This is a genomic window from Streptomyces sp. SGAir0957 (genome assembly GCF_043523415.1).
The window spans coordinates 1,718,411-1,742,407 of sequence record NZ_CP027293.1; the positions used below are offsets into that span (position 1 = coordinate 1,718,411).

General features: G+C 72.2%; 19 protein-coding genes and 1 pseudogene. 8 read left to right on the forward strand and 12 right to left on the reverse strand.

The window, feature by feature from the left end:
• Positions 1-25 precede the first annotated feature (25 nt).
• The gene (locus C1N81_RS12880) at positions 26-1,309 is read right to left on the reverse strand and encodes a M14 family metallopeptidase (RefSeq protein WP_394428932.1); all 1,284 of its coding nucleotides are present in this window, start codon (positions 1,307-1,309) and stop codon (positions 26-28) included.
• Positions 1,306-3,279: a Xaa-Pro dipeptidyl-peptidase gene (locus C1N81_RS12885; RefSeq protein ID WP_394428933.1), complete on the reverse strand. Its 1,974-nt coding sequence runs from the start codon at positions 3,277-3,279 to the stop codon at positions 1,306-1,308. The genes C1N81_RS12880 and C1N81_RS12885 overlap by 4 nt, the downstream gene beginning before the upstream one ends.
• Positions 3,280-3,504: 225 nt before the next feature.
• Here C1N81_RS12885 and C1N81_RS12890 point away from each other — a divergent pair, with 225 nt between their 5' ends.
• Positions 3,505-4,980, forward strand: coding sequence for a M1 family metallopeptidase (locus tag C1N81_RS12890; RefSeq protein WP_394428934.1), 1,476 nt, complete (start codon positions 3,505-3,507; stop codon positions 4,978-4,980).
• A 102-nt stretch (positions 4,981-5,082) separates the two neighbouring features.
• Here the strand turns inward: C1N81_RS12890 and C1N81_RS12895 are convergent, their stop codons facing one another.
• From C1N81_RS12895 to C1N81_RS12905, 3 genes are all read right to left on the reverse strand, one after another.
• Entirely contained in the window at positions 5,083-5,922 is an 840-nt protein-coding gene (locus tag C1N81_RS12895) for an oxygenase MpaB family protein (protein WP_394428935.1), read from the reverse strand.
• Positions 5,923-6,053: 131 nt separating this feature from the next.
• Positions 6,054-6,335 carry a hypothetical protein gene (locus C1N81_RS12900; RefSeq protein ID WP_394428936.1) on the reverse strand — a complete coding sequence of 94 codons (282 nt, stop codon included), beginning with the start codon at positions 6,333-6,335 and terminating at the stop codon, positions 6,054-6,056.
• Between the two features lie 44 nt (positions 6,336-6,379).
• Positions 6,380-7,855 carry an amino acid permease gene (locus C1N81_RS12905; protein WP_394428937.1) on the reverse strand — a complete coding sequence of 492 codons (1,476 nt, stop codon included), beginning with the start codon at positions 7,853-7,855 and terminating at the stop codon, positions 6,380-6,382.
• Between the two features lie 248 nt (positions 7,856-8,103).
• On the opposite strand from C1N81_RS12905, the gene C1N81_RS12910 reads away from it, so the two are divergent.
• Entirely contained in the window at positions 8,104-8,874 is a 771-nt protein-coding gene (locus C1N81_RS12910) for a MerR family transcriptional regulator (RefSeq protein WP_394428938.1), read from the forward strand.
• 53 nt (positions 8,875-8,927) lie between these two features.
• Here C1N81_RS12910 and C1N81_RS12915 read toward each other — a convergent pair whose 3' ends face one another.
• The 4 genes from C1N81_RS12915 to C1N81_RS12930 form a co-directional block, all read right to left on the reverse strand.
• On the reverse strand, positions 8,928-11,099 hold the full coding sequence (locus C1N81_RS12915) for a 3-hydroxyacyl-CoA dehydrogenase NAD-binding domain-containing protein (RefSeq protein WP_394428939.1): 2,172 nt from the start codon (positions 11,097-11,099) through the stop codon (positions 8,928-8,930).
• A gap of 390 nt (positions 11,100-11,489) precedes the next feature.
• A complete protein-coding gene (locus C1N81_RS12920; RefSeq protein WP_394428940.1) occupies positions 11,490-12,704 on the reverse strand; it encodes an acetyl-CoA C-acetyltransferase in 1,215 nt (404 codons plus the stop codon).
• A gap of 45 nt (positions 12,705-12,749) precedes the next feature.
• Positions 12,750-13,892, reverse strand: coding sequence for an acyl-CoA dehydrogenase family protein (locus tag C1N81_RS12925; protein ID WP_394428941.1), 1,143 nt, complete (start codon positions 13,890-13,892; stop codon positions 12,750-12,752).
• Positions 13,893-13,900: 8 nt separating this feature from the next.
• Positions 13,901-15,112 carry a CaiB/BaiF CoA transferase family protein gene (locus C1N81_RS12930; protein ID WP_394428942.1) on the reverse strand — a complete coding sequence of 404 codons (1,212 nt, stop codon included), beginning with the start codon at positions 15,110-15,112 and terminating at the stop codon, positions 13,901-13,903.
• Positions 15,113-15,321: 209 nt separating this feature from the next.
• Here C1N81_RS12930 and C1N81_RS12935 point away from each other — a divergent pair.
• A pseudogene (locus tag C1N81_RS12935) lies at positions 15,322-16,545 on the forward strand (saccharopine dehydrogenase family protein).
• Between the two features lie 7 nt (positions 16,546-16,552).
• Here the strand turns inward: C1N81_RS12935 and C1N81_RS12940 are convergent.
• Together C1N81_RS12940 and C1N81_RS12945 are read right to left on the reverse strand one after the other, a co-directional pair.
• On the reverse strand, positions 16,553-17,248 hold the full coding sequence (locus C1N81_RS12940) for an endonuclease V (protein ID WP_394428943.1): 696 nt from the start codon (positions 17,246-17,248) through the stop codon (positions 16,553-16,555).
• A gap of 98 nt (positions 17,249-17,346) precedes the next feature.
• Complete coding sequence (locus tag C1N81_RS12945; RefSeq protein ID WP_394428944.1) at positions 17,347-17,877, reverse strand: MSMEG_1061 family FMN-dependent PPOX-type flavoprotein; 531 nt, start codon at positions 17,875-17,877, stop codon at positions 17,347-17,349.
• 125 nt (positions 17,878-18,002) lie between these two features.
• Here C1N81_RS12945 and C1N81_RS12950 point away from each other — a divergent pair, with 125 nt between their 5' ends.
• From C1N81_RS12950 to C1N81_RS12965, 4 genes are all read left to right on the forward strand, one after another.
• The gene (locus tag C1N81_RS12950; protein WP_394428945.1) at positions 18,003-19,070 is read left to right on the forward strand and encodes a FecCD family ABC transporter permease; all 1,068 of its coding nucleotides are present in this window, start codon (positions 18,003-18,005) and stop codon (positions 19,068-19,070) included.
• Positions 19,067-20,119 (forward strand): FecCD family ABC transporter permease, encoded by a 1,053-nt coding sequence (locus tag C1N81_RS12955; RefSeq protein WP_394428946.1) that lies wholly within the window; start codon positions 19,067-19,069, stop codon positions 20,117-20,119. Before C1N81_RS12950 ends, C1N81_RS12955 begins: the two co-directional genes overlap by 4 nt.
• A 67-nt stretch (positions 20,120-20,186) precedes the next feature.
• Positions 20,187-21,011, forward strand: a complete 825-nt coding sequence (locus C1N81_RS12960; RefSeq protein WP_394428947.1) for an ABC transporter ATP-binding protein — start codon at positions 20,187-20,189, stop codon at positions 21,009-21,011.
• Positions 21,012-21,038: 27 nt separating this feature from the next.
• Entirely contained in the window at positions 21,039-22,055 is a 1,017-nt protein-coding gene (locus C1N81_RS12965) for an iron-siderophore ABC transporter substrate-binding protein (RefSeq protein ID WP_394428948.1), read from the forward strand.
• Positions 22,056-22,165: 110 nt separating this feature from the next.
• Here the strand turns inward: C1N81_RS12965 and C1N81_RS12970 are convergent, their stop codons facing one another.
• Positions 22,166-23,317: a WD40/YVTN/BNR-like repeat-containing protein gene (locus tag C1N81_RS12970; RefSeq protein ID WP_394428949.1), complete on the reverse strand. Its 1,152-nt coding sequence runs from the start codon at positions 23,315-23,317 to the stop codon at positions 22,166-22,168.
• Positions 23,318-23,495: 178 nt separating this feature from the next.
• Here C1N81_RS12970 and C1N81_RS12975 point away from each other — a divergent pair, with 178 nt between their 5' ends.
• Positions 23,496-23,909, forward strand: coding sequence for a spore wall synthesis regulator SsgD (locus C1N81_RS12975; protein ID WP_394428950.1), 414 nt, complete (start codon positions 23,496-23,498; stop codon positions 23,907-23,909).
• Positions 23,910-23,997 lie beyond the last annotated feature (88 nt).

Below are 23,997 nucleotides of genomic sequence, written 5' to 3' on the forward strand. Positions count from 1 at the left end.
CGTCCCACACCCGATCATCAGGTGTTCAACACTTGGTGTCGGGCGCCCCCTCCGTCACGTGGTACGGCGCCCGTGCGTCGAGGAACAGCGCCGCGAGGGCCCGCTGGGACTGGCGCAGCGGCACATACGCCCCGTCGCCCGTGCGCCGTACGGTGATGCCGTGCAGGGCCAACTCGTCCTTGTACTCGGCGTACTGGCCCTGGCTGAGCCGGTAGCCGCAGGGCGGGTCCTGGATGATCTCGGCGGGTTCGGCCGGGTCGTTGTCGGCGCCGCCCACGTAGACGGGGCCGGTGTCGCGGAACCCGGCGAGGCGGGCGGCGTCCGTCGCCGCCGCGATCCGCACGGCCCGCTCACCCGTGAAGCGGAACAAGCCCCTCAAGGCGTGCAGTTGCGAGTCGCGGCGGCGCCGGTTGTTGAGCGAATCGTCGGCCTCCTCGGCGGGGGTGCCCGGGTCGACGCGGCTCTCGATGAGCAGGCCGAGCGCGTGCTTGATGCCGGACATGTTGCGCAGGATGCGCTCCTGTCCGTCACCGGCGGTCTGCTTGACCGGCTCCCCGGTGACCGGGTCGGTCCAGATGCCGTACGTGCCCGTGGAGTGCCCGGCGGCGTTGGCGGCGGGCCGGACGTAGTCCAGGGAGAGCGTCTCGGCCTCGTCGTGGACCCGGGCGTTCGTGTTCAGGTTGCGCGGCCAGAGGTCGAAGAGGTCCTTGTCGTAGTACTCGGGGGTGGCCCCGTACTCGTGCAGGTCGTAGACGACGTTCGGCCTGTGGTCGCGCAGGACGGCCGCCATCGCGCGCGCCTCGGCGGTCCGCAGGGCGATGTGGTCGCGGTTGATGTCGACGCCGTCGGAGTTGCCCCGGGTGTCGGCGGCGCGCCCGTCGGGGTTGGCGGTGGGCACGACGAGGAGCGTCGTGCGGGCGAGGAAGCGCTGGGTCGCCTTGTCCTTCGCGTACGCCAGGTCGCGGATCTGGGTGAGGCACGCCTCGCGCCCGGACGGTTCGTCGCCGTGCTGGCTGCAGATCAGCAGCACGGTGGTGGGGGCGTGCCGGGCGCCGACCCGGACGAGCTGCAGCGGGCGGCCCTGCTTCGTCGTGCCGATCCGGTCCACGGAGACCTGCGCGGACGCCTTGTCGACGGTGGCGAGGAGCCGCTGTTCCTCGTCCTGGCTCGTCCAGCGGGCGCCGTGCGTCCGCTCGAAGCCGGTGCGTGGCAGCGTGCCGGTGGCCAGCGCGGGGGTCGACGCCACGAGCGGCGCGGAGAGCGCCGCCAGGGCGGTGGCCAGGGCCAGGGTGCGCTTGCGGGACGTCATCGCTCGCTGCCTCCCGGGACCGGACGGTCCTGCCGGAACGGGCTGAGGCCCTCGGCGCCGGTCGCGTGCGCAGCGGCGTGGTGCGTCCCCGCGGTGGCCGCCGCGAACGCCTTGGCGCCGCCGACGACGGGGACACTGGCCGCGGTCCGCGCCAGGTCGACGGTGAGCGTCGGCTTGGTCGACGGAGGGTCGATGAGGTCCTTGTCGGTCCCGGCGACGATCAGTGCGAGCCGGTGGCCCTTGGGCACGATGTGGTCGCTCGCGGCGAGCTGGATCGTGAGCGTGTACTTCTTGCCGGGGGTCAGCGGGCGGCCCTTGTCCGGGTTCGCGTAGGTGCCGAGGTCGGCCCAGCCGCGGCTGAAGACCGTCGCGTCGACGTCGGCTGTCTTCGCCTGGGTGTTCTTGAAGCAGGAGCTGTCGCCGGTCGTGCTCGCGCCCCAGCAGCTGCGGTCGGTGAGCGTCGTGATGCCCTCACCCGCGCCCGCGTAGTCGCGGATCGTGGCCGGGCCGAGGTCGACGAGGACGGCGCTCAGGTGCGCGCTGGTGGTGGTCGGGGTCGCGGTGACCGTCACCTTGGAGGAGCCGGACAGGCGCAGGTCCTTGCCGAGCGGGCGGCTGACGAACCCGGCCTTCTCCGGCGTGGAGGTGTCGATCCGCGCGGCCCAGTCGGTCTCGCTCAGCGCCGGGTCGTCGGTGAACGTCTCGGTGCCGCGGCCCGCCGCGAGGCCGAGGGTGCCGACGCCGGGCGCACCGCCCTTCGCCGGACGCAGGGCGGTCGTGGCGGCCCCGCGCGCGGGCCACACCTGGTCGGTGCTCCAGCGGTCGGGGGCGCGCTCGATGTCGGCCATGGGCTCGCGGTCGACGCCGTTGTCGTAGCCGAGGAGTTCGTGGTCGAACCAGCGGTGCAGGGTGTCGACCCAGACGTCGCGGCGGAAGTCGAACGGGTCGACGTGGCCGGTCTGCGACAGCCAGATCTTGCGGTCGACGCCGTTCTTGGCGAGGGCGTCCCACCACTGGCCGAAGTGCTTGGCGCGGACGTTGAGGTCCTGCATACCGTGGACGACGAAGACGCTGGCCTTCACCTTGTGCGCGTCCTTGACGTAGTCGCGCTCCTCCCACAGCCGGGTCCAGTCGCCGCTGCGGGGCGCTTCGTCGACAAGTCGCTGCTGCACGGCGGCGCAGCGGGCGCGCGCCTCGGGGCTCTCCACGTAGTCGGACAGCCACTCGGGGCCCGAGTCGTAGAGCGGGGCGCCCTGCTGGAAGTAGTAGTCGTACCAGGACGAGATCGCGCTGATCGGGACGATCGTCTCCAGGCCCTTCACGCCGGTCGCGGCGACGCCGTTGGCGATGGTGCCGTCGTAGCTCTTGCCGATCATGCCGGTGCGGCCGTTGGTCCAGGACGCCTCGGCGCGTTCGCCGCCGGTACGGCTCGCGTAGCCCTCGGCGCGGCCGTTCAGCCAGTCGACGACGGCCTTGGCGGACTGCACGTCGGAGCGTCCGCCCACGTCGACGCAGCCGTCGGAGCGGTTGGTACCGGCGAGGTCGACGGCGACGAAGGCGTAGCCGCGGGGCACGAAGTAGTTGTCGTAGTAGAGCGGCATCTGAACGACATTGCCGTTCGCGTCGTACGTCTTCAGCTGCGACTCGTTGCCGCGCCCGCAGCAGGAGTAGTACGGGCTGGCGTCCATGATCACGGGGACCTTGCGGCCCTGCGCTGCGGCCTCGCGCGGGCGGACGATGTCGACGGCGACCCGGTCCGTCCTGCCGTCGCCGTCCCCGTCGACGCGGGTGTCGACCCAGACGGACTCGCGGATCGCGTTCTCGTACGAGTAGACCGGCTGCGACTCACGGGGAGCGGGCGCGGCCGCACGGGCGGCGCCGGGGACGACGAGAACGGCGAGCAGTGCGGCGACCGCCGCGGCTGCGTACGTTCTCCAGAGCTGAGGGGTGCGTCTGGCAGGTATCGGCATGGCGCGGAAGGTACACGGGTCAACTCCCGCGCGACAGGGGGCCGTACGCATGGATGACAGGCGCGTGGGACAGAGAGGCGCATGTCGGCCGAATGGCGATCGTGTGACAGCGGGGGCCATGGACATGACCGGGGCGGAAGGTGCTGAATAGGCTCGCGGACGAGATCGAACTCGGCCTGCCCGACGAGATCAAGTCTTGGCCCGACCCGACGACTTGGAGCTTTCGTGTACCGCAGACTCATCGCCCCCGGCGCGCTCGCGGCCTCCCTCGTGCTGGCGATCCCGGCATCGGCGGCGGACTTCCGGCCGGGCGCCGCGGGCATCGGCGACCCCTACTACCCGACGTACGGCAACGGCGGCTACGACGTCTCCCACTACGACCTGCGCCTGAAGTACCAGCCGGGGACGGACCTCCTGGAGGGCACGGCGACCATCCTCGCCTCCTCCACGCAGGACCTCTCCCGGTTCGACCTCGACTTCGGGCTGACCGCGAGCGAGGTCCGGGTCAACGGCAAGAAGGCGACGTTCACGAAGTCGGGCGTGCAGGAGCTGGAGGTGACGCCCGCCGCCGGGCTGCCCAAGGGCACGCCGTTCACGGTCGTCGTGAAGTACGCGGGCACACCGTCCGAGGTGCAACTGTGGGGCTTCACGTCCTGGCAGCGGACCCCGGACGGCGGCGTCGCCGCCAACGAGCCGGAGGCGGCCGCCTGGTGGTTCCCGTCCAACGACCACCCGCGCGACAAGGCCACGTACGACGTGTCGGTCGCCGTCCCCGACGGCACCCAGGCGATCTCCAACGGCACCCTCCAGTCGCAGAGCTCCAAGCTCGGCTGGACCCGGTTCAACTGGCGCTCCAGCAAGCCGCAGGCCACGTATCTCGCGACGCTCGCGGTCGGCAAGTTCGACATCACGACGGACACGACGGCGGACGGTCTGCCGGTCGTCAACGCGTACAGCAAGGACCTCGGCGCGAACGAGGGCGCCGCGAAGGCCAGCGTCGAGCGGACCACCGAGGTCGCCGAATGGCTGGAGACGGTCTTCGGGAAGTACCCCTTCGAGGCGCTCGGCGGGTACGTCCCGAACGTCCCCTCGTCCTTCGCCCTGGAGACGCAGACGCGGCCCTTCTACTCACCGAAGCAGTTCGCCAACGGGTCGAACGTCTCCGTCGTCGTCCACGAGCTGGCCCACCAGTGGTACGGCGACAGCGTCTCCGTCGACAACTGGAAGGACATCTGGATCAACGAGGGCTTCGCCCGCTACAGCCAGTGGCTCTGGTCCGAGAAGGAGGGCGAGGGCACGGCCCGGGAACTGGCCGACTACGTGTACGCGCAGCACCCTGCGGACGACCCGTTCTGGCAGGTCAAGCCGGGTGATCCGGGGGCGGAGAACCAGTTCGCGAGCGCCGTGTACGACCGGGGGGCCGTGGCGATACAGGCGCTGCGCAATGCCGTCGGGGAGAAGAAGTTCTTCAAGATCTTGAAGGGGTGGCCGACGGTGCACGCGTACGGCAACGCGAGTGTCTCCGACTTCGTGCAGTACGCGGAGAAGGTCTCCGGTAAGCCGCTGGCGGGGTTGTTCGACACGTGGCTGTACCAGCCGGTGAAGCCGTCCGCTGCCGCGGTGGGTGCGGTGTCGGCGCCGGAGCGGCCCAAGTCCTGGAAGAAGATCGCCGCCACGAACGGGGTGCATGCGGAGCACTGAGCGACCTGCAGGTGCGTGGGGGCTGGTCGCGCAGTTCCCCGCGCCCCTGAAGCATGCGGCTTCGCCGCAGCCCCAGGGCCCCTGAGATGGCGCACGGACCGGTCATGGCAGACGGGTCGCCGTCCTCGCCCGGCGGGCGAGTGGGAGGTAGCGGAGGCGTTCCGGGAGGCGCGGGGCGACCCATCGGACCAGCACCGCGAACCGGCGCAGGCGGCGTTCCTGACGCGGGGTCCACGGGAGGCCCACCGCCTCCCGGGCCTCAGGCGGCAGCAGCCCCGTCGCGAGGAACGCCATGGCCCGCGTGAGCACAGGCCGCAGGACGGGCCACAGCAGACGCAGGACGGGACGGCCCGGCGGCGGCGGAACCGCGCGGTCCCGGGCGGTCAGCTCGTCGACCACCGCGTTCCGCCCGACCTCTTGATCGAGCACCTTGCGGTAGTACGGCCAGAACTCCGCGACGCTCTGCGGCATGTCCCGGTCGTGGATGCCGAGGACGCGGCCGACCATGAGCCACTCCGCGTAGAACCGTTCGTCCTCGCCGGGCGTGAAGGGCCGGGCGAAGTAGCGCCGGGCGTAGCGGGCGACGGGGTAGCCGGTGGCGTGGACCCAGGCGTAGTAGGCCGGGGTCAGCGCGTGGTAGCGGCGTCCGTGCGGGTCCGTGCCCTGGACGGCGCGGTGGAGGCGGCGCAGTCTGCGGCCCTCGGCGGCGGCCTCCTCGCCCCCGTAGATCCACAGCAGCACCGAGGTGAGCGAGCGCTGTCCGCGGCCCCAGGGGTCGGTGCGGAACACGGAGTGGTCGTCGACTCCGGCGCCGACGGCGGGGTGCGCGACCTGGAGCACGAACGCGGCGGGCAGCGCCAGCAGCGCGCGGATCTCACCGGCGGTCTCCCAGAGGATGCCGCCCACGGGGGGCGGCGGCGGATCCGGGTCGTGCAGCTTCATGGGGTGTCCTGCGGGGCGTACGGGGCCGGTGGTGCGTGTACGTCCCAGTGTGCGCCCCCGCCGGACGGGCCGGCACGCCGCCCCCGGGAGCGGCCCCCGCACGCCGCACGCGGGAGCGGCCCCCGTACGCGTCAGATTTCCCCGCCGTACCGCTTCGCCAGGTCCGACGCGAGTTCGGCCACGCACGTGCACAGGTCCGTCACCGCCGCCGTGTGGGCGGTGCCGGGCGGCGTGTGGTGCGGGGGGACGACCTGGGCCCGCAGGTGGGGCGGGGGCGGCGGTGGAGCGGCCGGTTCGGGTGCCGGGGGCCGGGGGCGGCGGCGGACCGAGGTGAGAAGCGCCGTCGCCAAGGTGGCCGCGAAGACCGCCAGTTGCCCCGACCTGAGATGAACGTCCCACGGAACCAGCGCCATGCCTGTGTCCTACCCGATGGGCACACCGGCGACGCCAGGCGCCGTCACGCGCCCCCGGGCGTCTTGCGCGTCGCCTCGGGGGCCGCCTCGCGGGCGATGCGGCGGCGGGCGGCGAACCAGCCGACGACCAGCAGGAGCGCGACGATCGGGACGAGGGAGAGCGTCTTGCGGCCGGTCTCGGCGTCGTTCCACATGAGGCCGAGGACGAGGAGCAGGAAGGCGATGGTGACGATCTCGGTGACCGGGGACCAGGGCAGCCGGAACTTCGGGCGCTCCACGAGACCCGCCTTGGCCCGGCGGACGAACGCCAGGTGCGCGACCATGATCATGACCCAGGTGCCGATGATGCCGATCGAGGAGATCTCGATGACGATCTCGAAGGCGTCGTGCGGGAGCAGGTAGTTCAGGCCGACGCCCAGGACGCCGACGCCCGCGGTGAGCAGGATGCCGCCGTAGGGGACCTGGCTGCGGTTCATGCGGGCGGTGAACTTGGGCGCGGAGCCCGACATCGCCATGGAGCGCAGGATGCGGCCCGTGGAGTAGAGGCCGGAGTTGAGCGAGGACATGGCGGCGGTCAGCACGACCAGGTTCATGATGTCGCCGATGCCGCCGATGCCCAGCTTGCTGAAGAGGGTGACGAAGGGGCTCTCGTTCGAGGTGTACGACGTCGCCGGGAGCAGCAGCGCGAGCACGAGGATCGAGCCGCAGTAGAACAGGGCGACGCGCCACATGATCGAGTTCACCGCGCGCGGGACGACCTTCTGCGGCTCGGCGGTCTCACCGGCGGCGACGCCGACCAGTTCGAGGGCGGCGTACGCGAAGACGACGCCCTGCATGACGAGGACCACCGACATGAAGCCGCTCGGCATCAGACCGCCATGATCCGTGATCATGCTGATGCCCGGTGTCCGGCCGTCGACCGGGTGCTGCGTGGCGAGCAGGAAGACGCCCACGAGCAGGAACACCACCAGCGTGGCCACCTTGATGATCGCGAACCAGAACTCCATCTCGCCGAAGTACTTCACCGAGACGAGGTTCACGGAGAGCACGACCGCGAGGGCGATCAGGGCGAGCACCCACTGCGGGATCGAGGTGAAGGCGGACCAGTACTGGGTGTAGAGCGCGATCGCGGTGATGTCCGCGATGCCGGTCATCGACCAGTTCAGGAAGTACATCCAGCCGGCGACGTAGGCGCCCTTCTCGCCGAGGAACTCGCGCGCGTACGACACGAACGAACCGGACGAGGGCCGGTACACGACCATCTCGCCGAGGGCGCGCACCACCAGGTACGCGAAGACTCCGCAGACCAGGTACGCGAAGACGAGGGCGGGGCCCGCCGAGTGGAGGCGGCCGCCCGCGCCCAGGAAGAGTCCGGTGCCGATCGCGCCACCGATCGCGATCATGTTGACGTGGCGGGCCTTGAGGTCCTTGCTGTAACCGGCGTCGCCCGCGTCGGCGGGCGTCCGGGACGCATCCGTGGGGGATGCGTCCACGGCCGTGTTCACGGCGTCCTTGCTCACGTGGGGGTGTCCACTCTGTGGTGCCCGGCGACAGGAAGCCGGCCGGGGTCCGGATGTACTGAGAGCGGCCCGTCGCACCCCTGACAGTGCACGGACCGACGGTGCACCTTCCCCCAGAGATCACTATGGATGCGGTGGTACAGATCACATAGCGGTTCTTCTCACAACCAGGTAAGGGATCGCGCGGAGCACTTTCACAACAGTGGTGTGTCAGCAATACTGTTGAACCCGATCGACCCGAGGCGGACATGACCACCGACATCACGACGGACACCGAGGACATCGAGGACGCCGAGGCGGCCTCCTCCCCCACGCTGACCGTCGACGAACTGGCCGCGCGCGCGGGCGTCACCGTCCGCACGATCCGCTTCTACAGCACGCGCGGACTGCTGCCGCCGCCGGTGATCGGCGCGCGCCGGGTCGGGCACTACGGGCAGGACCATCTGTCGCGGCTCGCGCTGATCGAGGAGTTGCAGCACCAGGGCATGACGCTCGCCGCGATCGAGCGCTACCTGGAGCAGCTGCCGCCCGACCTGAGCGCCCACGACCTGGCCATCCACCGCGCGGTGGTGGCGAGCTGGGCGCCGGACACGGCGGAGGACATGGACCTCGCCGAACTGGAGCGCCGGGCGGGCCGCGCCCTGTCCGGGACCGACCTCGACCGGCTCTCCGCCATGGGTGTCATCACGTACGAGGAGGACGCCGACGTCTACCGCGTGGACCTGGGCCTCCTCCGCCTCGGCGTGCAGCTGCTCGGCGTACCGATCGCGCACGAGACGATCCTCGCCGCGCGCACCGTCCTCCTGGAGCACACCCGGCAGGCGGCGCACGAGCTGTCGCGGCTGTTCCGGGACGAGGTGTGGGGCCCCTACCGGGAGCAGGAGTCGGACCCGGAGCACCTGGCGGCGATGAAGTCCCTGTCGGCTCATATGCAGCCGATGGTGGTGCAGGCCCTGGTGACGGCGTTCCAGCGGTCGCTGAAGGAGGAGCTGCGGGAGGCGTTCCGCGCCGAGGGCTGAACGCCTCCTGAGCTGAACGCCCCCCGAGCTGAACGCCTCCCGCATGAAGCGGGTCAGTCCTTGAAGGTCTCCCCGCGCTCCGCCTTCTCCACGAGCAGCGCGGGCGGCAGGAACCGGTCGCCGTAGCGCTCGGCCAGCTCGCGCGCGCGGGCGACGAATCCGGTGAGGCCGCCCTCGTAGCCGTTGATGTACTGCAGGACGCCGCCGGTCCAGCCGGGGAAGCCGATGCCGAAGATGGAGCCGATGTTGGCGTCGGCGACCGAGGTCAGGACGCCCTCCTCCAGGAGGCGCACGGTGTCGAGCGCCTCCGAGAAGAGCATGCGCTCCCGCATGTCCTCGAACGGGATCTCCGCGCCCGGCTTCGTGAAGTGCTCGCGCAGGCCCGGCCAGAGCCCGGCGCGCTTGCCGTCCTCGCCGTACTCGTAGAAGCCCGCGCCGCCGCTGCGTCCGGGGCGGCCGAACTCGTCGACCATGCGGTCGATGACGCCCTCGGCGGGGTGCGCGGCCCACTCGCCGCCCGCCTCGACGATCGCGGCCTTGGTCTCGTTGCGGATCTTGCGCGGCAGGGTCAGCGTCAGCTCGTCCATCAGGGACAGCACCTTGGCCGGGTAGCCGGCCTGCCCGGCGGCCTGCTCGACGGAGGCGGGCTCGATGCCCTCGCCGACCATGGCGACGCCCTCGTTGATGAAGTGGCCGATGACCCGCGACGTGAAGAAGCCGCGCGAGTCGTTGACGACGATCGGCGTCTTGTTGATCTGCCGTACGAGGTCGAACGCGCGGGCAAGCGCCTCGTCCCCGGTCTGCTCGCCCTTGATGATCTCGACGAGCGGCATCTTGTCGACCGGCGAGAAGAAGTGCAGACCGATGAAGTGCGAGCGGCGCTCGACGCCCTCGGCGAGGAGGCTGATCGGCAGGGTCGAGGTGTTGGAGCAGAGCAGGGCGTCGCCGTCGACGACGTGCTGGATCTCCTGGAACACCTTGTGCTTGAGCGACGGGTCCTCGAAGACGGCCTCGATGACCGCGTCGCAGCCGGCGAGCGCCCGCGGGTCGGCGGTCGGGGTGATGCGGGCGAGCAGGGCGTTCGCCTTCTCCTGGGTGGTACGGCCGCGCTTCACCGCCTTCTCGCACAGCTTCTCGGAGTAGCTCTTGCCCTTGGCCGCCGCCTCGTCGGAGACGTCCTTGAGGACGACGTCGATGCCCGCGCGGGCGCACGAGTAGGCGATGCCCGCGCCCATCATCCCGGCGCCGAGCACGGCGACCTTGCGCACCTTGCGGTGCTCGATGCCCTTCGGGCGGTTGGCTCCGCTGTTGACGGCCTGGAGGTCGAAGAAGAACGCCTGGATCATGTTCTTCGCGGTCTGGCCCGTGACCAGCTCGGTGAAGTAGCGGGCCTCGATGGTCAGGGCCGTCTCGAAGTCGACCTGGGAGCCCTCGACGGCCGCCGCCAGGATGTTGCGCGGGGCCGGGTACGGGGCGCCGTTCAGCTGCTTCTTGAGGTTGGCCGGGAACGCGGGGAGGTTCGCCGCGAACTTGGGGTTGGCCGGGGTGCCGCCCGGGATGCGGTAACCCGGCTTGTCCCAGGGCTGCTGCGACTCGGGGTGCGCGTCGATGAAGGCGCGGGCCTTCTCGATCATCTCCTCGGGGGTCGCGGCGACCTCGTGGACCAGGCCGTTCTCCAGGGCGCGCCGCGGGGTGTACTGGGTGCCCTGGAGGAGCACCTTCAGGAGGGCGTCGGCGATGCCCATGAGGCGGACGGTACGGGTGACGCCGCCGCCGGCCGGGAGCAGGCCCAGGGTGACCTCGGGGAGGCCGATCTTGGAGCCCGGCGCGTCCAGGGCCACCCGGTGGTGGCTGGCCAGGGCGATCTCGTAGCCGCCGCCCAGGGCCGCGCCGTTGATCGCCGCGACGACCGGCTTGCCGAGGGTCTCGATGCGGCGCAGCGAGTTCTTGATGCCGAGCCCGGTCTCGAAGACGGCCTGCGCGTCCTGCGGCCCCGCCTTCATCATGTCCTTCAGGTCGCCGCCCGCGAAGAACGTCTTCTTGGCGGAGGTGTAGATGATGCCGCGGATCGAGTCCCGCTCGGCCTCCGCGCGGTCCGCGATGGCGGCGATGGAGTCCTTGAACGCCTGGTTCATGGTGTTCGCGGACTGGTTCGGGTCGTCGAGGACGAGGGTGACGATGCCGGTGTCGTCCTGCTGCCAGTGGATGGTCGTGCTCTGGGTCATGACTGGGTCTCCCATGGGGGGCGTATGTGTGTGGCGGGCGGGCGGTTGGTGGGCCCGGGGGGCGGAGTCCGGGGTGGGTGGTGGTGTCTCGTCGCCGGGTGCGGTCGCGTCGTGGCTGGTCGCGCAGTTCCCCGCGCCCCTGAAGCTTGCGGCTCCGCCGCAGCTCCATCAGGGCGCGGCCCCTGAGATGGCGCACGGAGTGCGCATCTCGGGGGCGCGGGGAACTGCGCGCTCAGCCACGACGGCGGTGCGGCGAAAAGACCGCTGGACCTCGACGGCGGTGCGGCGACAGGACCGCGGGAACACGACGGCGGTGCGGTCACAGGACCACGGGACCGGCGCACGCTCAGCCGTGCCGAGCCACTCCGCCCCACCCCGGCAAGGACCCCGCTACACCCGCTCCACAATCGTGGCGATCCCCATCCCACCCCCGACGCACAACGTCGCCAGCCCGTATCGGAGATCCCGCCGCTCCAGCTCATCGACCAGCGAGCCCAGGATCATCGCCCCGGTCGCCCCCAGCGGATGCCCGAGCGCGATCGCCCCGCCGTTCACGTTGACCTTGTCGAGCGACAGCCCCATGTCCCGTACGAAGCGGAGCACGACCGCCGCGAAGGCCTCGTTGATCTCGACGAGGTCGATGTCGTCGATGGTCAGCCCCGCCTTGGCGAGCGCCTTGCGGGTCGCGGGCGCGGGCCCGGTGAGCATGATGGTGGGCTCGGAGCCGGAGACGGCGACGGAGACGACGCGGGCGCGCGGCGTCAGGCCGTACCGTTCCCCGATCTCGCGGGAGCCGATGGCGACGAGCGACGCACCGTCGACGATGCCGGAGGAGTTGCCCGCGTGGTGGACGTGGTCGATCTTCTCTACCCAGTGGTACTTCTGGAGGGCGACCGCGTCGAACCCGCCGAGGTCGCCGATGTCCTTGAAGGACGGCTTGAGCTTGGCGAGCGAGTCGGCCGTCGTCCCCGGCCGCGGGAACTCGTCGCGGTCGAGGACGGTCAGGCCGCTGCGGTCCTTGACCGGGACCACCGACCGGTCGAAGCGCCCGTCCTTGATCGCGGCGGCGGCCCGCTCCTGGGAGAGCGCCGCGTACTCGTCCACGTCGCGCCGCGAGAACCCCTCGACGGTGGCGATGAGGTCGGCGCCGATGCCCTGCGGCACGAACCCGGTCTCGTAGTTGGTCATCGGGTCGGCGAACCAGGCGCCGCCGTCGGAGGCCATCGGGACGCGTGACATCGACTCGACGCCACCGGCGAGGACGAGGTCCTCCCAGCCGGAGCGGACCTTCATCGCGGCCAGGTTGACGGCTTCGAGGCCCGACGCGCAGAAGCGGTTCTCCTGGACCCCGGCGACCGTGTCGGGCAGCCCGGCCGCGATGGCGGCGATACGGGCGATGTCGGAGCCCTGGTCGCCGACGGGGCCGACGACGCCGAGCACGATGTCGTCGATCGCGGCGGGGTCGAGGCCGGGGAAGCGGGCCCGGATCTCGTGGATGAGCCCGACGACGAGGTCGATCGGCTTGGTGCCGTGCAGGGAGCCGGTGGCCTTGCCCCGCCCGCGCGGGGTGCGGATCGCGTCGTAGACGTACGCGTCAGTGGTCACGGAAGTGCCTTTCGGAGCGACAAGGGACGACAGGGAACGAGGGGGTCAGGACAGCAGCGAGCGGCCGATGATCTCCTTCATGATCTCGGTCGTGCCGCCGTAGATGGTCTGGATGCGCCCGTCGGTGAACGCCTTCGCGACGCGGTACTCGGTCATGTACCCGTATCCGCCGTGGAGTTGGAGGCAGCGGTCCGCGACACGCTTCTGGAGTTCGGTCGCCCACCACTTGGCCATGGAGGCGTGCACGGCGTCGAGCGTGCCGGCCGCGTGGTCCTCGATGCAGCGGTCGAGGAAGGTGCGGGTGACGGCGCACTCGGTGGCCATCTCGGCTATCTCGAACCGGATGTGCTGGAGCTTGGCGAGCGGGCGTCCGAAGGCCTCGCGCTCCTTGACGTATGTCGTGGTGATCTCCAGGAGGTGCTCGGCGGCGGCGATGGCGGCGACGGCGATGCCCATGCGCTCCTGGGCGAGGTTGGTCATGAGGTGGAGGAACGCGCCGTTGAGCTCGCCGAGCAGATTCTCCTTCGGCACCCGCACGTCGTCGAAGAACAGCTCCGCCGTGTCCTGCGCCTTCTGGCCGATCTTGTCGAGGTTGCGGCCGCGCGTGAAGCCGTCCATGCCGCGTTCGACGACGAGCAGGGACAGGCCGTGCGCGCCGCCGTCCTGCGTGGTCTTGGCGACGACGATGACGAGGTCGGCGAGGATGCCGTTGGAGATGAAGGTCTTCGAGCCGTTGAGCAGCCAGTGGTCGCCCTTGTCCTCGGCCGTGGTGCGGATGGCCTGGAGGTCGGAGCCCGCGCCGGGCTCGGTCATCGCGATGGCGGTGATCGTCGAGCCGTCGCAGAACCCGGGCAGCCAGCGCCGCTTCTGCTCGTCGGTGGCGAGGGAGGTCAGGTACGGGCCGATGATGTCGTTGTGCAGGCCGACGGCGAGCCCGGCGGCGCCCGCGCGCGTGAACTCCTCGGCGAGGACGGCGCTGTAGCGGAAGTCGGCGTTGCCGCCGCCCCCGTACTCCTCGGGGACGGCGAGGCCGAGCAGCCCCTGGCGGCCGGCGGCGAGCCATGCCTCGCGCGCGACGATGCCGTCCTTCTCCCACTGCTCGTAGTGCGGGGTCACCTCCTTGGCGAGGAAGGTGCGGACGGTCTCGCGGAACGCCTCGTGCTCGGCGCTGAACAGGCGTCGCTCCATGCTCGCGATCAACTGCCTTTCCTAGAAGTGCCAGAAGTGCCAGAAGTGCCAGAGGTGCTAGAAGTGCCAGAGGTGCCAGAAGTGCCAGGCGTGTGGATCAGGTCCGGTACGTCCCAGTCGCGGGCCACCTCCGCCGTGTGGCCACCCGGCATGGCCGGGCCCGTGCGGACGGCGGTCGGCGTGGCCGAGAAGCGCGGCGCAGGCGCGGGCTGGGTGATGCCGTCGTGGTCGACGAAGGTCGCGCGGGCGGCGAGGTGGGGGTGGTCCGGGGCTTCGCGCAGGGACAGGACGGGCGCCGCGCAGGCGTCGGAGGACGCGAAGACCTCCGCCCATTCGTCCCGCGTGCGCTGCTTGAAGCGGGCGGCGACGGCGGCGCGCAGTTCGTCCCAGCGGGCCAGGTCGCCGCGTGCGGGCGCGACCTCGGTGAGGCCCATGAGCCGCATGAACTCGTCGTAGAAGCGCTGTTCGAGGGCGCCGACCGCCATGTACTGGCCGTCGGCGGTCTCGTAGGTGCCGTAGAAGGGGCAGCCGCCGTCGAGAAGGTTGGCGCCGCGCCGGTCCTGCCAGCCGCCCGCCGCGAGCATGCCGTGGATCATCGCGGCGAGGTGCGAGGTGCCGTCGACGATCGCGGCGTCCACGACCTGTCCGGCGCCGCTCGCGCGGGCGTGATGGAGGGCGGCGAGGACGCCGACGACGAGGTAGAGGGCGCCGCCCGCGTAGTCCCCGACGAGGTTGGCGGGGACGGTCGGCGGCTCGTCGGGTCTGCCGATCATGCCGAGGGCGCCGGTCACCGCGATGTATCCGATGTCGTGCCCGGCGCGCTGGGCGAGCGGCCCGTCCTGGCCCCAGCCGGTCATCCGGCCGTAGACGAGCTTCGGGTTGCGGGCCCGGCAGGCGTCCGGGCCGACGCCGAGGCGCTCGGTGACGCCGGGCCGGTAGCCCTCGATGAGGATGTCGGCGCGCTCGGCGAGGCGCAGCACCGTCTCGACGCCGTCCGCGCTCTTCAGGTCGACGATCACCGAGCGCTTGTTGCGGTTGGTGACGTCGTACGCGGGATCGATCGCGAGGCCCGCGCCGCCGGGTCTGTCCACCCGTACGACATCGGCGCCGAGGTCGGCCAGGAGCATCGCGGCGAACGGTCCCGGGCCGATCCCGGCGAGTTCGACCACGCGCACCCCGGCGAGCGGGCCGCCGCCGGTCTCCGTGCCTGCCACTGCCATCCGGCTACGCTCCCAGTCTGTGACACAACTGATGTAACACCAGTGATGCTATGAAGCCGCCCCGGTCAGCACAACCCCCCAGCGAGCAAGCGCTCAGTCAATTTGCGGTGCACCCGGGCCCGGCCCCGCGCCCGGGCGGCGCGCACGCTAGCCTCGCCCCCACCACCGGCAGCAGCACGGGCGTACGCGAGAGCTTGGTAAGGGGTGTCATGAACAGGTCTGACAGCGCCGGCACGTCCGGGCGCCGGGCGGACAGGGGCACGGACAGGGCGTACGACGTGGTCCTGTTCGGCGCGACCGGCTTCGTGGGGGTGCTGACCGCCGAGTACCTCGCGGCCCATGCCCCGGAGGGGCTGCGCTGGGCGATCGCCGGCCGCGACCTGGGCAGGCTGGAGCGGCTGCGCGAGCGGCTCACCGGCATCGATCCCGCCTGCGCGGTCCTCCCCCTGGAGCGCGCGGACGTGGCCGACGCGGCCTCCCTGCGCGAACTCGCCTCCCGCGCGCGCGTGGTCGCCACGACCGTGGGCCCGTACCTGAAGTACGGGGAGGGGCTGGTGGCGGCGTGCGCCGAGGCGGGCACCGACTACGTGGACCTCACGGGTGAGCCCGAGTTCGTGGACAGCATGTACGTGCGGCACGACGCACGCGCGCGGGAGACGGGCGCCCGCCTGGTGCACGCCTGCGGCTTCGACTCCATCCCGCACGACCTGGGCGCGTATTTCACGGTACGGCAGTTGCCGGAGGGCGTGCCGCTGCGGGTCGACGGTTTCGTGTGGACGAACGCCACGCTCTCGGGCGGCACGTTCGCGACCGCGCTGAACCAGTTCGGGCGCGCGCGGCAGATGCTCGCCGCGCAGCAGGACCGGCGCCGCCACGAGCCGCGGCTCGTCGGGCGCACCGCGTACGCGCCGACGGGGGCGCCCCGGTTCGCCAGGGAGGTCGGGGCCTGGGCGCTGCCGCTGCCGACGATCGACCCGCGCGTGGTGCAGCGCTCCGCGCGGGCGCTGGAGCGCTACGGCCCGGACTTCCGCTACCGGCACTACGCGGCGATCCGGACGCTGCCGTTCGCGGTGGGCGGTGTCGCCGTCACCGGGGCCTTGTTCGCCGCGGCCCAGGTGGCACCCGTACGGCGCTGGCTGGGCGGCCGCCTGCTCCCCGGCGACGGTCCTGACGAGGCGCGCCGCGCCAAGAGCCGGTTCTCGGTGCGGTTCGTGGGCGAGGGCGGCGGGCGCCGGGTCTACACGGAGGTGTCCGGCGGCGACCCCGGCTACGGGGAGACGGCGAAGATGCTGGCGGAGTCCGCGATGTGACTGGCCCAGGACGAACTCCCGGCGACGGCGGGCCAGGTGACCACGGCGGTGGCGATGGGCGACGCCCTGATCGACCGTCTCCAGAAGGCGGGGCTCACGTTCCGGGTGGCCGCGCGGCGGTGAACCGCGCTCACACCCCCGTGCGGCCGAGCAGCGCGTCCCGGCAGAGCCGGTCGGCCTTGCGGGTCGTCTCGGGGAGGCGGCGGGCGGGGGTGAGGGCGAGCGTGTGCGCGCAGGCGTTCGCCAGGGAGACGCGGTGGCCGACGGAGACGTACACCGGTTTCACCCCGTCGCGGGTGCGCAGGGCCCGGCCGACCTCCTCGTCCCCGTCGAGCAGTGCGGCGGCGCTCCCCCGTGCGGGGCCCAACTCCGCGTGCGTGAAGGCGAACGGGTTCTTCGCGACGCCGATCGTGGGAAGCCCGGTGACGACGCCCAGGTGGCTCGCGAGGCCGAAGCGGCGCGGGTGGGCGAGCCCGTAGCCGTCGCAGACGACGAGGCCGGGGTCGGTGCGCAGCGCCTCCAGGGCGCCGAGGACGGCCGGTATCTCGCGGAACGCCAACAGGCCCGGCACGTAGGGGAAGGCGACGCGCCCGACGGAGGTGGCCTCCTCGACCACGTCGAGCGTGGCGGCGTCCAGGACGACGGCGGCCGCGGCCACGACGTCCCGTGCGTCGTCGTAGGCGACGTCGATCCCCGTGACGGTGCCCGTCCCCGGTTGCGGCCCCGGCTCGTCCAGGACGACGCGGTCGCGCAGCGCGTCCTGGACCGCGCGCGCCGCCGCCTCGTCCGCCGGCCGGTCGTCGGGCACCCCCGTGATCATCCGCATCGGGCCACCCTATGAGTCACCGGGCCGCCCTAGGAGTCACCGGGCCACCCTAGGTGCCAACGGGCCACCCAGGGAGTCAACGGGGCCGCCCCGAGAGTTCAGGGCTTCTCCCACGTCTGCGGCTTCCACAGGCCCGCGCGGCGCAAAGACTGCGGGCAGTGCAGGTAGATGTCGTCGATGTCGAGGAGCAGCGCGAGGGTGGGGCGCTGTCCCTTGACCGCCATGGCGTCGAAGAAGGGCGCGTCGGTGAGGATGCGGGCCCGCCCGTTGACGCGCAGGACCTCGGTGGCGCCGGGTATCAGGAACAGCAGGCCCGCGTGCGGGTTCTCCAGGATGTTGTGGAAGCTGTCGCCGCGCCGGTTCCCCGGCCGGTCGGGGAGGGCGAGCGTGGTGTCGTCAACGATGTGGACGAAGCCGGGGCCGTCCCCGCGCGGCGACACGTCGCAGTTGCCGCGGGCGTCCGCCGTGGAGAGCAGGCAGAACGGGGAGCGGGCGATGATGTCGCGGTCCATCTCGGCGAGGCGGGGGTGGACCTTGTCGATGACGATGGGGTGCGGCTCGCCGAGGATCTCGCGCAGCCGGTCCGCGGAGTCCAGTTCCACGTAGCCGGTGTCCGTGGTGTGCAGCAAGCCAACTCCAGGTAGTTCGTGCGGGCCTGCGGCGTCGGCCGCGGGATGCCCGCCACAGTAGTTGCCGCGTGAACATTATCTGATGTTAGGTTAGCCTCACCTAATGCCTGGAACCTCGCGTTCCGGTGCCGGCCGCCGCGCGGCCGACCAGCGAACACGGAACGGAACCAGTGCGAGCCAGCAAGGCAGGACGAAGAACGGGGCGGTTGCTCCTCGGACTCGGCGGGGTCGCCCTCGTCCTCGTGGCCGCCGTGGCCCTCAGCCTCGGCGTCGGCTCGGGGCACGTGCCGCTCCCCGATGTCGTGGACGGCCTCTTCCATCCGGACCGCGGTGTCCGCGCGCAGCTGATCGTGCGCGAGGTCCGGATGCCGCGCACGGCGGCCGGGCTCCTCGCGGGCCTCGCGCTCGGCCTCGCGGGCACCGTCATGCAGGGCATCGCCCGCAACCCCCTCGCCGACCCCGGCCTGTTGGGCGTCAACGCCGGAGCCTCCGTCTTCGTCGTCTTCGCCATCAGCGTGCTCGCCCTGACCGAGCCGCGGCAGTACATCTGGTTCGGCTTCCTCGGCGCGTGCCTGGCCGCCGTCCTCGTCTACGGGATCGGCAGCCTCGGCCGCGAGGGCGCGACGCCGGTGAAGCTGGCCCTGTCCGGGGCCGCTGTCGCCGCCGCGCTCTCCGCCCTGACCAGCGCGATGCTCCTCACCGACAGCAGGACCTTCGACCAGTTCCGGTTCTGGCAGGTCGGCTCCCTCAGCGGACGCGAGGGCGGCGTGCTGTGGCAGGCGCTGCCCTTCATCGCCGTCGGCGCGGTCCTGGCCCTCGCGCTCGGCCCGCAGCTCAACACCCTCGCCCTCGGCGACGACACGGCCCGCGGGCTCGGCCAGCGGATCGCCCTGGCGCGGCTCGGCGCGGCGGCGTGCGTCGTCCTGCTGTGCGGGGCCGCCACGGTCGTCGCGGGCCCGATCGCCTTCGTGGGCCTGGCCGTTCCGCACGCCGCGCGGCTGATCACCGGGCCCGACTACCGGTGGATCCTCCCGTTCAGCGCCCTGCTGGCGCCCGCCGCGCTGCTGCTCGCCGATGTCGTCGGGCGGCTGATCGCGCGGCCCGGCGAGGTCCAGGTCGGCGTCATGACGGCCGCCCTCGGCGCGGTCCCGTTCGTGATGCTCGTACGGCGCAGAAAGACGGTGGAGCTGTGAGCGGCGGCGCGGTACCGGCCGGAGCGGTGGCCCGGGTCGCCGCCGTACGACGCCGGGGACGCGCCCGGTTCGCCGCGGTCGGCGGGGCCTTGCTCCTGGCCGCGTTCGCCGCCCTGTGCGCGACGCTGAGCTTCGGCGACTACACGGTCCCGGTGCCCGACGTCCTCGCCACCCTGCTCGGCGGCGGCGACGGCGGAGCGCGGTTCGTCGTCCTCGAACTGCGCCTGCCGCGCGCCCTCCTGGCGCTGCTCGTCGGCTGCTGCTTCGGGCTGTCGGGCGCGGTGTTCCAGACCCTGCTGCGCAATCCGCTGGCGAGCCCCGACGTGATCGGGGTGAGTTCGGGCGCGGGCGCCGCCGTCGTCCTGGCGGGCGGGCTCGCCGGGCTGAGCGGCACGCCGCTGTCGTTCGTGGCGCTCGCCGGTTCCCTGGCCACGGGCGCGGCGGTGTATCTGCTCGCCTGGCGCAAGGGCGTGAGCGGATACCGGCTCGTCCTCATCGGCCTGGGCATCGGAACCGGCCTGTCGAGCGTGATCTCGTACCAGATGACCCGGTCCGACGTCACCGAGGCGCAGACCGCGTTCCTGTGGCTGGCGGGCAGTCTCAACGGGCGCTCCTGGCCGCACTTCTGGCCGCTGCTCGTCGGCGCCGCCCTGCTCGTACCGCTGACCGTTCTGGCCGCGCGGGCGCTGCCCGCGCTGCAACTCGGCGACGACACGGCGGGCGGGCTCGGCGCGCGCGTCGAACGGGACCGGCTCGCGCTGCTCGCCTGCGCCACCGCCCTCGCGGGCGTCGCCACGGCCGCCGCCGGGCCCGTCGGCTTCGTCGCCTTCGTGTCGCCGCCCATCGCGCGCCGCCTGGTCCCCGGCCAGGGCGCGGCGCTGCTGCCGTCGGCGGCGACGGGCGCGCTGCTCGTCATCGTCGCCGACTTCGCCGGACAGCACCTGATCCCGGGCACCCAGCTGCCGGTCGGCATCGTCACGAGCGTGATCGGCGCCCCGTACCTGCTGTGGCTGCTCGCCCGCTCCAACCGCGCGGGCCAGGGCGGCTGACGTGCACATACCTCCCCTGTCCCCCGACCGTGCCCCTGTCCCCCGACCGTGCCCCGAGGAGAACCCCGTGACGTCCGCGCACACTCTGGGAGCCCGCGGGCTCGCACTCGGTTACGGCGAGCGCCGCATCGTCTCCGACCTCGACGTCGACATCCCGGCCGGGCGGATCACCGTCGTCGTCGGGCCCAACGCCTGCGGCAAGTCGACCCTGCTGCGCTCGATGGCGCGACTGCTCGCCCCGACCGCGGGCACCGTGCTCCTCGACGGGCGCAGCGTGCACGAGATGTCCACCAAGGAGGTGGCCGCGGTGCTCGGCGTGCTGCCGCAGACGCCGGTCGCCCCCGAGTCGATCACCGTCGCCGATCTGGTCGGCCGGGGCCGCTACCCGCACCAGGGCTGGTTCCGGCGGTGGACGCCCGCCGACGACGAGGCCGTGGCCACCGCCCTGCACGCCACCGACGTCCTCGACCTCGCCGAACGCTCCCTCGACGAACTCTCCGGCGGCCAGCGCCAGCGCGTCTGGATCGCGATGGCCCTGGCCCAGGAGACGGACGTGCTGCTGCTCGACGAGCCGACGACCTACCTCGACATCAGCCACCAGCTCGACGTCCTGGACCTGCTGACCGACCTGAACCGGGAGCGCGGCGTCACGCTCGTCGTGGTCCTGCACGACCTCAACCTCGCCTGCCGCTACGCCGATCACCTCATCGCGATGAAGGACGGCCGGATCGTCGCCGAGGGCGCGCCCTCGGAGATCGTCGACGAGTCCCTCGTCGCGGAGGTGTTCGGGCTGCGCAGCGCCGTCGTCCCCGACCCGGCGTCCGGCACCCCGCTCATCGTCCCCATGGGGCGCCACCACGTCGGCGCCACGCACCCGCACCCGCACCACTAGTACAACCAGTCGGAAGAGAGCACCCTCATGTCCTCCCCCACCACCCTCCGCTCCGGCCGCCGCCGGTTCCTCGTCGGCGCCGTCGCCCTCGCGCTCGCCGGCTCGCTCGCGGCCTGCGGCTCAGGATCGGCCGACGACAAGGACGACAGCGCCGGCCCGGCGGCGTCCGGCGCGTTCCCCGCGAAGGTCTCCACGAAGTTCGGCACGGTCACGGTGAAGGACCGTCCGAAGCGCGTCGTCGCGCTCGGCTGGGGCGACGCCGAGACCGCGCTCGCACTCGGCGTGCAGCCCGTCGCGGCGAGCGACTGGCTGGCGTTCGGCGGCGAGGGCGTCGGCCCCTGGGCCGAGGGGAAGTACGACAAGGCGCCGCAGAAGATCGGCACCCTGGAGCCCGAGTACGAGAAGATCGCGGCGCTCGACCCGGACCTCATCCTCGACACCAAGGCGAGCGGCGACCGGACGCGCTACGAGACGCTCAGCAAGATCGCGCCGACCGTCGGGGTCCCGGAGGGCGGCGACCAGTACAAGATCTCCTGGGAGAAGCAGACCACGATGGTCGCGCAGGCGCTCGGGGTGCCCGAGAAGGGCGAGAAGCTGATCGCGGACACGGAGAAGCAGTTCGCCGACGCCGCCGCCGCGCACCCCGGGTTCAAGGGGAAGACCATCACGGTCGGCTCCCGTACGGCGTCGACCTGGGGCGCCTACGTGCACGGCACGGGGCGTCTCGACTTCGTCGAGCGGCTCGGCTTCACCAACAACCCGGCGGTGGAGAAGAAGGCGGGCAAGGCGTTCTCGGTGCCGGTGTCGGAGGAGAACCTCCAGATGCTCGACGCCGACCTGATGGTGATGGCGCCGATCGGCACGACGGCGAAGAAGATCACCTCGGACCCGCTGTTCGCCTCGATCCCGGCCGCGAAGAAGGGCCACGCGGTGGTCTTCGACGACAAGAACCTCAGCTCGGCGTTTGCCACCGACTCGGTGCTCTCCGTGCGGTACGCGCTCGAGCACGTGGTGCCGCTGTTCGCGGACGCCGTGGAGAAGTAGCCCCGGCTGAAACAGCCCTCCCGAAGGGGCCCTCCCTGAAGGAGCCCTGGACGAAGCGGCTCCCCACGGCCCGGCGGCCGCCGCCCGCACCGGTGCGGGCGGCGGCCCGGCTACTTCACTCCGCGCCCCAGGCGTGCCACGCGCCCCTTCTCCCCCGCCGCCCAGCAGGCGCCGTCGCGCACGCAGTCGACGGTGTCGTACGAGCCCGGGTCCACCGTGCGCCAGGTGCGGCCCGCGTCCGTGGTGAGGTCGGTGCCGGTCGGGCCGACGGCGAGCGCGGCCGTGCGGCTGTGCGGGAGCCAGGCGACGCCGGAGCGGTACGCGGGCGGCGGGCGGTCCGACGGGGTCCAGGTGCGGCCCGCGTCGCCGGTGACCGCGGCGGCGCGCGGCGAGGGGTGGCCCGCGGTGTAGTCGCCGCCCACCGCGATGCCGTGCGCCCGGTCGCGGAAGGCGAGGCCGAAGACGCCGCGGGCCGGGTCGCCCGCGGGGACCGGGGCGTCGGTCACCGTCCAGTTCAGGCCACGATCGCGGGAGTGCAGGATCCGGGCGCTCGCGCCGCCCCCGGTGGCGAGCCAGACGTCCTTCGGGCCGGACGCGACGAGGCACTGCCCGGACGCGGCGAACCCGGCCTCCCCCGGCTGCGCGGGCGGCATCCCGGCACTGGGCAGTACGCGCCAGGACCGGCCGCCGTCCCGGGTCGACAGGATGCGGAACTTCCCGTCGACCGGGTCGCTCATCGCGAGCCCGGAGCGGCGGTCGAAGAAGGTGACGCAGTCGTAGAACGCCTTCGGGTCCGGGTTGCGGAACGACTCCGTCCAGCTCGCGCCGCCGTCGTCGGTGCGGTAGATCCGGGACGCCTCGCCCTCGCCGATGGCCAGGACCACGGCACGGCGGGCGTCGAACGCCTCGATGTCGCGGAACTCCAGCGCCTCGTCGGCCGCACCGGGCGGCGCCACCCGCTTCCAGTGCGCGCCGCCGTCCGTGGTGCGCAGCACGGTGCCCTTCGACCCGGCGACCCAGGCGGTGGACCGGTCGACGGCGGCGAGGCCGCGGAACCGGGCGTCGGTGTGCGTGTCCTTCAGCTGCCATTGCGGGGCCGTCGCACGGGCCGCGGCGGGGTGCGGCGCGGCGCCGAGCGCGAGCGTCGCGGTCAGCCCCGCGACAGCCGCCGCCCTGCTCAGGACCCCCACGTGCCCGACCAGCCTGCTCAGCCCCGGAATTCCCGTGACTCTCCGTATGCCCACACGCCTCAGATCCGTCATGGCGCGGGGAGCGTAGTCCACCATCCGGGTGGCGTCCAGATCACTCTGATTGAAATCGGTGACAGAGGTCACTCGTCTTTCGTCCGGCTTCAGGTGCACGGAGTTACCCGTTCCGCCGTCTCTTCAAGTGAGGCCGTCCGTCCGTCGTAGTCCGTGCAGTCGTCCCTAGGAGCAGGCGTTGTCCACCCTCATCGAGCAGGCCGTCGAGGCCCGAATCGTCGCCGCCGCACCCCGCATGGCCAGCATCCCCGCGACCCTCGGCTACGACGCGCGCGACCCGTTCGCCGTGCGCATGTCGTTCCCGGCCGCCGCCACCCTCGAAGGCGTCGACGTCTGCTGGACGTTCGCCCGTGAACTGCTCGCCACGGGCGTCCGCGAGCCCGCGGGCCTCGGTGACGTGCGCGTGCGGCCGTACGGGTACGACCGCACGGTCCTGGAGTTCCACGCCATGGAGGGCACGGCGATCGTGCACATCCGCACCGGCGAACTGGAGCGCTTCCTCTCCGCGACGAAGACGCTGGTCCCGGTCGGCGAGGAGTCCCAGCACGTGGACGTGGACAGCGACCTGGCGGAGCTGCTGCGGCAGGCGTGAGCGCGTCGGACGCCCGGCGGAACACCGGATGAACCGCGTGCATCATGCAGGGAGATGTGGTGACAGGCGCGGCGGCAGGTGTCAGGAT